We start from the raw sequence: 12,030 nt of genomic DNA on the forward strand, positions 1-12,030 counted from the left end.
TTTTCAAATTGTCATATTGATGATTTTTTTTATTTCATCAAGAGTTTTCGACAAAATTAAAGACAACTTTTAAGATTGTATAAAATAAAATAATACTTGCCAGAAAAAATATTGTAACACGTTCCAATGAGGAATTAAAGAAAAAATGAATTGAGCTTGGGATATTAAAATTTGAAATTCCATTTTGTAAATTCATTTTTTTCTCCTCACAAATTTTAAATAGTCCGTTGTTGCTTATTGAATATATTAAAGCAAAAAAAACAAGTGGGTACTCTTTGTTTTTTTATAAAAATTAGACTTTCAACTATCGAGAAAGACTCTTATTGTAAAAATTTAAAATATCTTGATAAATTTCTTGTTTAATTGGTTCATTTAAAATTTCATGACGAGCATTTGGATATAATTTCACTTTAACTTTTTTACCGGCTTTTTTATACAATTCAACGGTTTTTAATACTGTCTTCCCATATTTGCCAACCGGGTCATCTTGTCCAGCAATAAATAACAACGGTAAAGTATTTGGTGTTAACTTAATATTTTTTTTATTAGTGATAAATAATAATCCCGTAAACATATCTTTAAAAGCACTCGTTGAAAAAACTTGACCTGTTAGCGGATCATTTGCAAATGCCTCTTGCACGGTTCTATCTGTTGATAATCATTCTGTTCCTAAGACCCCTTCATCTTTATAACGAACATTTAGTGGCGCATAAGAAAATTTATAAATAAAATTATCTTTTGACTTTGGTCCCTTAAGTTTTTGACCAATTCTAGCCATTTTAACTGAAAATTTTAATAATCGTTTTGGATAATGCGCTGTTCCACAAATAACTAAAGCAGCAATATTTGTTCCATATTTAATCGCATAATGGCGAACCATAAATGATCCCATTGAGTGACCAAACATCACAATTGGCGTATTAGGATAACAATGTTTAATATAAGTTGTTACTTCATATAAATCATCAATAATTTTTTCTCAGCCTTCTTTTTCTGCAAAAAATCCTAAATCTTCAGAACAAGTCGCTGTTTTCCCATGGCCGCGATGATCTTCGGCAACAACAACATAATTATTAGCAACTAAAAATTTTGCAAAATCTTCATAAAGTAAAGAATGTTCCGCACTCCTATGGACTAATTGCACAACGCCTTTAATATCTTTGTCGTTTACTGGTTTTCATTCATACATTTGTAATTCTGAACCATCACGTAATTGTTGCTTTCACTCTTTAAATTTAATATGCTTTATCACCCTTCTAATTAAAAATAAATTTGCTATATTTTACCATTTTCAAGTTGTTATTAAAAGCACTTTATTTAAAAATAATAATCCTGTTAACTAAACAAAAAGAAAAAGTGTCATTTAACACTTTTTTACCGCCCTTGGTTTCCGGCACGATGAAGATCACGGAACGGACCATCAATTGAAACTAATTCATCATATTTTCCATTCTGAATAATTCCTTGCCCTTTTCCTAAGACAAAAATTTCATCAACATTTTTAATTGTGCTTAATCGGTGCGCAATTGAAATTGTTGTTTTACCAACCATAATTTTTTCTAATTCGGCTTGGATTTCTTTTTCAACAATATTATCTAACGCACTTGTTGCTTCATCTAAAATTAAGATTTGCGGATTTTTTAAAATCATTCGGGCAATAACTAACCGTTGTTTTTGTCCTCCTGATAACATAGAGCCACGTTCACCTAAAATGGTGTTATAACCATCTTTTCAGCCCATTACTAAATCATGTAAGTTAGCTTTTTTACAAGCTGCAATAACTTCTTCTTCGGTCGCATTAAACATTCCATAACGAACATTATAAATAACATCCCCAAATAAAATTTTTGGCTCTTGTTCAACATAACCAACATGTGTTAAGTAACTTGCTAAATTTAAATCTTTTAAATTAGTATTATTAATAATAACTTCTCCGCTTGTTGGATCATAAAAGCGTAACAATAATTTTGAAATTGTTGATTTTCCACTTCCAGTTTCGCCAACAAAAGCATAACTTTTTCCTTTTTCAAATTTTAAAGTTGTTTTTGGTAAAATAACAACCCCCGGTTTTTCTGGATACTCAAAAACAATATCTTTTAAAACAATATCACCAGTGATTTCATTAACATTTGGCGCGTCACGGTTTGGTTCAATTGTTGTATCAACACGAATTAATTGAATAATTCTTTTTGTTGATGCTGTTGCCCGCGCTAATCCTGGTACTAATCCAGTTAATGTTCAAATTGGGAAGGCTAATGTATTAACTCCTGTAATAAAAGCTGGTAAAACTTTCATAATGTGGTTAGTACTTTCTGACCCTTTATTACCATATAAAATAATACTTGATAAGACAACAATAACAGTTAAACTTAATGCACAAAGAATAATAATTGTTGTCATTCGCGCTTGAATACGATTTAAACGACGATTAATACGATAGTATTCCTTATGAATTTGTTCAAAACGAACACGTTCATATTCTTCTGTTCCTGTCGCTTTAATTAAAGCAATTGAAGCAATTCGATCAGTCACATCACCATTAACGTCAGTAATTTTAGCACGAACATTTTCTGTTTCTGATGATTGTGAACGGAATGTTACAGCAACTGCTGTCATAAATAAAGCGGTTGCCCCTAAACAAATTAACGCTAATTTTCAATCAATATTTAACAATACGATTGCACTTCCAATAAAGATAATTGGAATACTAATTAAGTTAGCTGGCGTTAATTGTGATTCATCCCCAATAATTTGCGTATCATTAATTAATTTTGTCATTGTTTCTCCAATTTTTTTATCAGAATAATAACCAATGTTTAAATCAACTAAGTTATTTAGAACGGCATTTCGAACATCAATTTCAATATTCCGTCCCAACATTCCCCCAACACGTTCACGAATATTTGTTGTGACAACCCCGATTACTAAGACAACACCAATGATAATTAATCAAATTCATCAGTCTAAACCAGTTGATACTGCCCCCGGATCATTTCCAAATTCAAATAAAATTTGGGTCATTAACTTATTTATTAAAAGGGTAATTGTTACAATTGACGTTGAACTTAAAACTAAAGTAAATAAAATTGTAAATGATCGTCATAAATAGTCACGATAATAAATTGCAACCAACTTAAAAAAACCGATTCGCGGTGCTTTAATTTCCTTCATCATTTCTAATGGCGTTTGTTGCTTACGAGTCTGATTTTTATGGTTTAATTCGTTATACTCCAAGTCTTTTTCAATCTTATTAATATCAATTAACTCTTTAATTTTCCCCATAAACTCACCTCTTATTCCAAATAAGTTTTATCAATAAACTCTCTTATCTGTATATTATAACAAAAAATAAAACTTTTTTAATGTTTTAAAAAAGTTTTTTAGACATATATTCCATATCGATCAACCAACTGTCTTGTTCGTCGTTCTAATAATAAAAACAATGTAGCATTAACAATATACTTTGCGGTAAAGATTCCAAAGAAAATTCCAATAAAGATTAAAGTATGTTGTCATGATTCGAAAATAGACGCCATCCCATTATTGTCGTGATCATGGTCATGACCAGCGTGAGCAACACTAACACTATCTGGTCAATTAATAATTTCGTTTTGTGTACTAACTGCGGGGGATAACATATTAATCCCGTGGTTAATCATATGAACATGTTCTTCTTCTAAATGAGAATGGCCAGTATTTACTAGAATTTTTGCAACAATTAGAAATGATAACGTTTCAACTAAAGCACACAATGGCACAATAATTACAAATGCTAAAATCTTCTTTGTTCAAGCAATACTAATAATTTTATGATGGTGATCATGAGCCTTTTTAACATGATGATACTCATGAATTGTATGATCTTCAATATCTTCTGGAACTTCTACTTTATAGTAAGCATTAAACAAGATATAATAGATAAACCATGTGATAAGAACAACTAGAATGTTAGAAATCATAAAGAATGCCATTTCAATCCAAGTGTGGTGACCATCAATTAGATTATGAATCCAAGGTAAAGCTATTCCCTCCAATAACGCAAACCCTAACCCAACAATTGAGATTGAATAAATAATCACTAATGTGTCAAAAAAGCGTAAACCAAAGGTTGCTCCTCATGGCGTTGGAATATTAAAAATTTCTAATAAACTTAAACCAACAGCGACAGCTAAAAAGATTGCCGCAGCAGTAATTTTAAAGGTAACCGACCTTTGATTATATAATTCTTTGTGAAATAATGATGATTTAATTCGAACCCAAATCCTATCATTTTTCACAGTTAAATCATTGTTACTATTTTTTTTCATTATTTTTTTCCTTTCTTATTTATAAAAATTATAATTTATCTTTTTAAAAAGTCAAGTCCACAATAAATTTTTAACAAAATAAATTATAATTTATTTTAATAAAGAAAAAATAAAAATAGATGGCTCTATTTTTATTTGCAAAGTCATAACATCATAACCCACGTTCTGTTTTTTATTTTATAAAATAAAATACTAGTTATTTATCTATCAATTTTTTAAAATTAATCTTCTTATTTTCTTCTGTTTTGAAAAAAAGAAGTTCCCTTACCAAAATTTAGGTTTCTCGCTTGTGGGGTTTACCCGTTCCATTTTTTAAATTTCTTTAAAAACTCGTTTCTGTGGCACTTTTATAGAAAAAATTCCATATTAATAATAACTTAGGATTTTTTTCAGCCGTCATAAGGATCCCTTATGCCTAATTCTTATGAATTAAATTAGCACAAACACTACAATCATCGCAGATTGTGCGAGCGTGGAGTTTCCTCTATTAACTGTTGTTAATAGCAACTAGTTCTGTTATAACTCATAATAATTATACTATATATAAAAATAAAGTGTTAATTTTACTAATAACCATTTGTTAAAATTTAGTCATTTTTTATCTTACCTTCTAAATTATGGATTCGTTTTATTAGATCAGCTTTTGAAAAACCTTCTTCTTCTAACCGTGCTTTTTGGGCTTTTGTTTCATCAAGTTGGGCTCTTAAAACATCATTCTTATCTTGCAAATCATTTATTTGCTGACGCAAATATTTAATTTCTTTATTGAAATCATTAGTAATGCCTTCAAAAACACGATAATCAGTGGCAATCATATCCAAAAACATATCAACTTCATTCGGATCATAGCCTTGATAATCAACCTGAAATTCTTTATTAATGATATCAACTGCTCGCAATTTAATTGTTTTCATTTTAACACCTCTTTTGCAAGGAACAAGTGTCCTTTTTTGTTAATTATATTATTGAAGGAGGAAACAAGTATGCACCTACCCAATAATCGTGGAATGTTTTTAGAATCTTTACTTAATTATACTATTCAAAAATATTTTGACCATAATATTGGCCTCTTTTTTAAACGAGCAGTCAATATTATTCCGTTGGAAAAAGATCAACACATAATCATAAAAGGTTATTTTAAAGAAAAAACTGGTTGTGATTATTATGGTCTTTATCAAGGCCATTATATCGAATTTGAAGCAAAAGAAACCAATCAGCAAAAATTCAACTTAAACAATATTAAAGCACATCAGTTAAAACAATTAGCTTTAGTTAAAAAACATCATGGCATTAGTTTTATTATTATTTATTTTCATCATTATGATCGTTATTTTATCCTATCATATCAGAAATTAACAGAATGAATAAAACTAATGCCAACAAAACAAATCCCAGTTTCTTTTTTTGAAGAAAATGGCTATGAACTTTTTCTGACCCTTCCTAATTTTCTTGACTTTAAACCAGTTCTTAATCAATTAATCAATTGTACTTAGTTAATGATTTTGGTTTATTTTTAAGATAATTATCAATAAACTTAATAAGTTCTTTAAACGTCATTTTTGTTTCTTGATGATTAGTGATAATTAGGGTTAATTGAAAATCAGAAATTTTATTCTCTAAGTAAGTATTTAAAGTGGCTTTTTCGTGTTCAGTTAAAGGGTTTTGTAAAATTTGATTGACTTGGTCAAACAAAATCTTTTTTTCAACATTTAACTCTAAATTTTCGATTGCGATAATAATTTTGTTGAAAATTGGTGATAGATCCATTTCTAAAACATCTTTTTTCATCTTAATATCAATAAAACCTTCTTGTTTTAATTGATCTAACATGCTTTTTGCTTTTGTTTCCGTAAAATTGGAGTGATTAGCAATTTCTAACGGAGTGATGAACCTTTTATAAGAAGAAGAAAAGTTCATAATCAACATGATTAACACTAACTGTTCTTCTGACAAATTTATTAATTTGTAATGGCTCAACAAAAATCGCCACTTATTAATACTGCCCTTGTTAAATAAATTATTTAACATTACAATAAATTCTTAACTAACTGTTGATTAGTTTAATGCATCTTTTAATTGTTTAGCTGCTTTGAATTTAGCTGCTTTAGAAGCTGGAATTTTAATTGTTTCACCAGTAGCTGGATTTCTTCCTTCTCTTGCTGCTCTTGCTGATACAGAAAATTTCCCAAATCCGGCAATTGCAACCTCATTTCCCTTGACTAAAGTTTCTTTAATTCTATCAAAAGCAAAGTCGACAATTTCTCCCGCTTGAGATTTTGATAAATTAAATTGTCCCGCAATTAACTCTGCTAGTTCTTTTTTTGACATCATTACACCTCTTCTAATTAAACCTTATAATTTAGGTTTATATTATCTTACCCAATTTTATTTCAAATGTATACCTTTTTCAAAAAAAACATTATTTTTGCCAGACCCATATCATTTTTATTAGTTTATCTATCTTTTAAATTAATTAATGCTAAAATATTATGGTAGTAATTGCAGGATTATTATAATTACTACAAATCAACCAAGAATCAAGGAGAAATAGTTATAAATGACTTTAAAAATAAAATTAATTTGAAAGCAAATTTATAAACTATTTTTTGCAATAGTTGGAATTGCCATCTTAACATGAGCATTTGTCAATGGGATTCTCAATCAAAATGATATTATTAACCGTTACCATGGTGATTACACAGTATATACATTAGATTTTTTTACAACTTTTACTTGTTTATCAAACTTAGGAATCTTATTCTGATTCTTAATTAGTGGAATTCGCCATCATCAAGAAAATAAAAATAAAATTCAATCATATCCAGTTGCCCTAGCTGCAGCTTGTTATATTACCATTACTTTTATTATATATAATTGTTTACTACTACCAACACAGCCCCTACCAGGTGGTGCTTTAGGCTGAATTACAACCGTTATTGATCATATGACCAATCCAATTGCGTTTGTTGTTTATGTTCTATTTTTTATGGAAAATAAGCAAGAAATTAAGTTAAAACAATTTTTTCGCACAAACTTTTGAAAATATGTCCTTGTTTTACTAGGATATTGTGCTTATGCAATGATTAGAGGTGAATTACGTCGTCTTTCTGGTGATCATTTTACTTGACCAGGAAGTACACCCGGTGTAATTGAAAATCGTTGATATCCATATTTCTTTTTAAATGTCCACGGAACCTTTTTTGGTTTGCAAGGATATGTGTGATTTATTATTGCTTTTATCGCAATTTTAGGAATTTTAATTGGTAGTATGTATTTATATAATTACTGTAATAATAAAATCATTAAAACAAAATTTTACCAAACTTTGCAAAAAATAAGTATCACAAAAGAACCATCATAAGATGGTTCTTATTTTTTGCAAAATGAAAATAATTTTCTAAATTTAACCAATATAATTATTTGATAATTCTGAAACCTTCTAAAAAAGAAAATGATTTTTTACCTTTTTGCGAGATAATAGAGGTGGTGATCAGAACATTATTATTTAAAATTAATTATGAATAACTGCTTACAAAACAAAACTGAATGTATTCTTGTTACCTTTTATTACTTTAAAATATTAAACTCTAAATCCTAAAATATTTATTAAATAATAATGTGACACCGATTCATTCTAACGATGCTACAAGAATGAAGAAAAAATGGTTAATACTTTATAATAAATATTATGCTGCTGAATATTATAAAGTATCGTATTAAAAGTAAAAAACTTTTTACAATAAAAAATCTACTGATCATATTTTCCTACCTAATATTTTCTTTAGGCATCAAGCAAGCCCCCCTGCTTGGTTATTGTAACCTTTAAAATAATATTCATTTAATTGATTAAAACCTCTTAAGAAATTAAGAGGTTTTATTTTTTTAATTCAACTTGTAATAAATATTCTTTTGTTGCTTGTGGAGCAAGATGATTAATTCATAGTTTTTGATCAAATGGTGTTGTTGCATAATTAACATCATCTTGATGACCATCTCATGGTTCAACACAAATATATTTTGCATCATTTTGACATTTTCAATCCAAAACATTAGGATAACCCTTTGTTGTTAAGCGGATAACTCGGATTGGATCAACAATTAATGCTTGTTCAGTTGTTTGATTTAATAAAGCGTAACATTGCCCTGTCGCAAAATCATACTCATCTAATCCAATTTCATTTTTAACTTCTGTTGTCATTGTTGTTCCTAAAAAAGCACCGCCAGGAATATGCGTAACTATTTGAGGTTGATCAAAAATAATTTTTCCTAAATGATCATCACAAATAAACGCTGGATGCCACCCAAAATTATAAGGTAATGGTTTTGAATCAAGATTAGTAATTTTAACCTTATTAATTAGCTCAGCTCCTACTAATTGATATGTTACTTCTAGTTTAAAGGTAAACGGATATTGGTCATAAAAAGTTTTTGCTGCAACATACTCAACAACTAACAGCTCCGTTGTCTGTGTAACAACTTTTCAGTCAGTAATAGCAAGGAAAAAAACATTCCCTGTCATATGATATGTTTTATCATCCAGGCGATATTGGTCATTAATTAATTTTCCTGTAATTGGAAAACAAATTGGTCATTATTTTTTTCAAGTGCTATCCTGTTGATAAACATATTCTTTGCCATCTTTTTTTAATGAAACTAATTCAAAAGGATTTTTACTAATCTGTGCTGTTAAGTTTTCATTTTTTAAAATGTACATTCTTCTTCCCACTTTTCTATTTGTTTTAATTAATGGCCCGTTAAGTGTGTTTTATCTTGCATAATAGCAACACCACCACTAGTTCCAATTCTAGTTGCTCCCGCCGCAATCATTGCTAAAACATCAGCTTTACTACGAACGCCCCCGGCTGCTTTAAATTGCAAACGATCACCAACTGTTTCTTTCATTAACTTGACATTCGCTGTTGTTGCTCCTGATTTACTAAAACCAGTTGACGTTTTAACAAAATCAACCCCTGATTGTTCAGCTAATTGACATGCTTTAATAATTTCTGCGTCTGATAATAAACATGTTTCTAAAATAACTTTAACAACAGCTGTTCCGGCCGCTTTTTTACATGCCATCATATCAGCTGCTACTAGATCATAATTATTTGATTTAAACTGACTAATATTCATTACCATGTCAATTTCATTGGCACCATCTTGTAAAGCATTAGTAATTTCTGTTACTTTTGTTGCTGTGGTATTTGCTCCTAATGGAAAGACAACAACAACACAAACATTAACATTGCTATCTTGCAATAATTCATTAGCTAATAATACATATCTTGGATTAATACAAACTGCAGCAAAATCATATTGTTTTGCTTCAAGACATAACTGCTTAATATCCGTCGTTGTAGCATCTGGTTTTAATAAAGTATGATCAATATATTTATTTAATTTCATTTAATAGTTCTCCCTGTTGTTCTTCGTTAACTTGTACTGCCTCTAAAATGCGAATTGCAGCAATAGAATAATCTAATAAGCGTTGCATTTCAGAATAGTTCCCTGTATTTATTATATTCACAAAATGTTGTAATTCATAATACATTTTATTCTGATGTTCAGCTGGTAAGGGAAACATCGTTGTTTTATTTGTTAAACGGTTATATACGCTAATTGTTTCTAATTTTGTTAAATTAGTAAAATTAATTGTTGCATCATAACTTAAAATTTCACTAGCACTAATCCCAACCGCTGCTTTTGAACAAACAATATTTGTTAAAATATTACTATGATGACGTAAGAGAACAACGTTGTTAATATCAACACCGTTTTTTAACTTATGACTCATTGCCTTAACATCTTTCACTGGGCCAAACAATGCCACCGCTAGTTCAACTGGATAAATTAACATATCATATAACGAACCCTTCCCTAAGGTTTCATCAAAAACAGAATTATAATCATCTAATAAAACTTCTTTCATCCGACTTGAATATTGGTTACAATGAAATGTTGATAAAAAAGGATGCATTCGATTAACGTTTTCTTGTAAAACCTGATATGCTGGCAAATGGATTGGTTTAAAAGCTTCCATTAAAAAAACATTATTAATAATCGCTACCTCTCTTAATTCAATTAACTCTTGCGCTAAAAAAGTTGCTGGTTTTTCAATTAAAACATATTTTTGCTGCTGTAAAAAATATTTTGCTTGTTGATAATGTAACCCATTTGGGGAAGCAATATAAATAATATCAATATGATTAAGCATATCTTCAAAATTATCAACTATTCGCACTGATAAATTATTTTTTAACGCAAAAATTTTCGCTTTTTCTAAACTACGCGAGTAAAGACAACTAACTTCAACTCCCGTTACTTCCCGACAAGCTTCAATAAATTCACTAACAATATTCCCAGTTCCAATTGTTCCAATCTTTAACATAAAAGAACCTCACTATTCACCTTTCATTTTTGTTAAGTGGTTGGTAGTATTATTTACTTAATAACTGCATTAAAAATAAGATCACTTGTTGCAAAGAAATCACTTGTTGTACCATCAGCTGAAACAGTATAAGAATTACTTGCTTGATCATATCTCCCTCTTAAACCAAGTTCTGTTAAAGTGGTTTTGCATAGAGCGGCTCCCCCTAACGCTGTAAAAGCTGCTGCTTCTAATTCACCTTCTGCGCTAACAGTTAATGTTCGTTGTCCTTCTGGTTGTCAATCTTTTAAACTAGGACGAAGATCAACATATGTTGGTGGTTTTGCTTCGGCATTTCCTCACATTACTGAACCTTTAATTGATTTTGCCCCATCTTTTGCTTGCATTTTAACATATACTTGTTTAAAAGTTGGTTTTGGTGTAATAGCTGAAACTGTCACGTCAACTTTATTTCAAGGTAAATAAATTGACGCAAGGTCTTGAATTCCTTTTGTTATTCCTGTTTTTAAATCAACTTGATTATTTTCGATGACATTATCTTTTTTCAAATTAAATTTATTACCTATTTTATCAAAAGCAAATAAACTTAAATCTAATTTATCACCAATAGCATTATTCCCGTCATCTTTTGGTTGAGGTAAACATGCAATAACATTTGCACTAACGACTGTTGTTAATGAAATACTGGTTAGTAAAACTAAAAATTTCTTCATTTCTTCATACTCCTTTATTAATTATCCTTTGCACTAATTATAAACTAATTACTATTTTTATCATCATCAAAAAAAGGATTTTGTGTTTTTTTTGTGGAATCTTTTTTTTCTAATGTTAGCTTATCATCACCTTCTTGTTGTTCTTTTTCTCATAACTCAGAGTCCTGCCAATTTTTCTTTACAATAAAAATTCGTTCTTCAACACGAACAATTGACTCTAAAACAGAAAAAGCAATTGTTCCAACAAAAACAGTTGGAAACCAAACATATCAAAAAATACAAATTTGCGTTGGATTTAAAACTTTGGAATTAGCTAAAATTAAAAAAAATAAACTAATAACAAAAATTAAATATTGACCAATATAAAAAACTTGCATAAAAATAATATGCTTACGTAATAATTGGAATGGGGTTTTTTTCAATTCATTAATTCGAACTAAATGATAAATAATAAAAATAATAGTCGCAAAGCCAATTAAGACATAACCAATTTTATATCCTGTTACTGCCGCAATATTTCATTTTTGTAATCCTAGAATTAAAAAAATTAATACTAAAGCAGTATATAATATTACATTTGCAACACTAACTAGTGCTTTAATCGATACTACTTTTGTCATTC

At 29.1% G+C, this 12,030-nt stretch carries 14 protein-coding genes and 1 other RNA gene; 2 read left to right on the plus strand and 13 right to left on the minus strand.

What is annotated here, in order from left to right; translation table 4 throughout:
• Positions 1 to 304 precede the first annotated feature (304 nt).
• The 5 genes from ACOBME_RS03395 to ACOBME_RS03415 all read right to left on the minus strand — a co-directional run bounded on the left by ACOBME_RS03395 (position 305) and on the right by ACOBME_RS03415 (position 5,221).
• The gene (locus tag ACOBME_RS03395; RefSeq protein WP_338963967.1) at positions 305 to 1,252 is read right to left on the minus strand and encodes an alpha/beta fold hydrolase; all 948 of its coding nucleotides are present in this window, start codon (positions 1,250 to 1,252) and stop codon (positions 305 to 307) included.
• 122 nt (positions 1,253 to 1,374) lie between these two features.
• The gene (locus ACOBME_RS03400; protein WP_338963969.1) at positions 1,375 to 3,282 is read right to left on the minus strand and encodes an ABC transporter ATP-binding protein; all 1,908 of its coding nucleotides are present in this window, start codon (positions 3,280 to 3,282) and stop codon (positions 1,375 to 1,377) included.
• Positions 3,283 to 3,380: 98 nt separating this feature from the next.
• Positions 3,381 to 4,307, minus strand: a complete 927-nt coding sequence (locus ACOBME_RS03405; protein ID WP_338963972.1) for a hypothetical protein — start codon at positions 4,305 to 4,307, stop codon at positions 3,381 to 3,383.
• A 149-nt stretch (positions 4,308 to 4,456) separates the two neighbouring features.
• Positions 4,457 to 4,826, minus strand: an RNA gene (gene rnpB / locus ACOBME_RS03410) — RNase P RNA component class B.
• A gap of 68 nt (positions 4,827 to 4,894) precedes the next feature.
• The gene (locus ACOBME_RS03415) at positions 4,895 to 5,221 is read right to left on the minus strand and encodes a DivIVA domain-containing protein (protein ID WP_040093836.1); all 327 of its coding nucleotides are present in this window, start codon (positions 5,219 to 5,221) and stop codon (positions 4,895 to 4,897) included.
• Between the two features lie 69 nt (positions 5,222 to 5,290).
• Here ACOBME_RS03415 and ACOBME_RS03420 point away from each other — a divergent pair, with 69 nt between their 5' ends.
• On the plus strand, positions 5,291 to 5,800 hold the full coding sequence (locus ACOBME_RS03420) for a Holliday junction resolvase RecU (protein ID WP_338963976.1): 510 nt from the start codon (positions 5,291 to 5,293) through the stop codon (positions 5,798 to 5,800).
• On the opposite strand, the gene ACOBME_RS03425 is transcribed toward ACOBME_RS03420, so the two are convergent.
• Both ACOBME_RS03425 and ACOBME_RS03430 read right to left on the minus strand, forming a co-directional pair.
• Positions 5,775 to 6,335, minus strand: coding sequence for a DnaD family protein (locus ACOBME_RS03425; protein ID WP_338963978.1), 561 nt, complete (start codon positions 6,333 to 6,335; stop codon positions 5,775 to 5,777). The two genes, ACOBME_RS03420 and ACOBME_RS03425, sit on opposite strands and share 26 nt — an antisense overlap.
• A 27-nt stretch (positions 6,336 to 6,362) precedes the next feature.
• The gene (locus tag ACOBME_RS03430; protein ID WP_419334280.1) at positions 6,363 to 6,635 is read right to left on the minus strand and encodes an HU family DNA-binding protein; all 273 of its coding nucleotides are present in this window, start codon (positions 6,633 to 6,635) and stop codon (positions 6,363 to 6,365) included.
• 229 nt (positions 6,636 to 6,864) lie between these two features.
• Here ACOBME_RS03430 and ACOBME_RS03435 point away from each other — a divergent pair, with 229 nt between their 5' ends.
• The gene (locus ACOBME_RS03435) at positions 6,865 to 7,668 is read left to right on the plus strand and encodes a Pr6Pr family membrane protein (protein ID WP_419334282.1); all 804 of its coding nucleotides are present in this window, start codon (positions 6,865 to 6,867) and stop codon (positions 7,666 to 7,668) included.
• 513 nt (positions 7,669 to 8,181) lie between these two features.
• Here the strand turns inward: ACOBME_RS03435 and ACOBME_RS03440 are convergent.
• The 6 genes from ACOBME_RS03440 to ACOBME_RS03465 form a co-directional block, all read right to left on the minus strand.
• Positions 8,182 to 8,826 carry an aldose epimerase family protein gene (locus ACOBME_RS03440; protein WP_419334285.1) on the minus strand — a complete coding sequence of 215 codons (645 nt, stop codon included), beginning with the start codon at positions 8,824 to 8,826 and terminating at the stop codon, positions 8,182 to 8,184.
• A gap of 72 nt (positions 8,827 to 8,898) precedes the next feature.
• Positions 8,899 to 9,021, minus strand: a complete 123-nt coding sequence (locus ACOBME_RS03445; RefSeq protein WP_338963986.1) for a hypothetical protein — start codon at positions 9,019 to 9,021, stop codon at positions 8,899 to 8,901.
• Between the two features lie 29 nt (positions 9,022 to 9,050).
• Positions 9,051 to 9,713, minus strand: a complete 663-nt coding sequence (gene deoC / locus ACOBME_RS03450) for a deoxyribose-phosphate aldolase (protein ID WP_338963988.1) — start codon at positions 9,711 to 9,713, stop codon at positions 9,051 to 9,053.
• Entirely contained in the window at positions 9,700 to 10,695 is a 996-nt protein-coding gene (locus tag ACOBME_RS03455) for a Gfo/Idh/MocA family protein (protein ID WP_338963990.1), read from the minus strand. The genes deoC and ACOBME_RS03455 overlap by 14 nt, the downstream gene beginning before the upstream one ends.
• 53 nt (positions 10,696 to 10,748) lie before the next feature.
• A complete protein-coding gene (locus ACOBME_RS03460; protein ID WP_338963993.1) occupies positions 10,749 to 11,408 on the minus strand; it encodes a hypothetical protein in 660 nt (219 codons plus the stop codon).
• Positions 11,409 to 11,452: 44 nt separating this feature from the next.
• Positions 11,453 to 12,028: a hypothetical protein gene (locus ACOBME_RS03465; protein WP_338963995.1), complete on the minus strand. Its 576-nt coding sequence runs from the start codon at positions 12,026 to 12,028 to the stop codon at positions 11,453 to 11,455.
• Between the last annotated feature and the right edge of the window lie 2 nt (positions 12,029 to 12,030).

The organism is Spiroplasma endosymbiont of Sarcophaga variegata (genome assembly GCF_965178695.1).
GTDB lineage: Bacteria > Bacillota_I > Bacilli_A > Mycoplasmatales > Mycoplasmataceae > Spiroplasma > Spiroplasma poulsonii.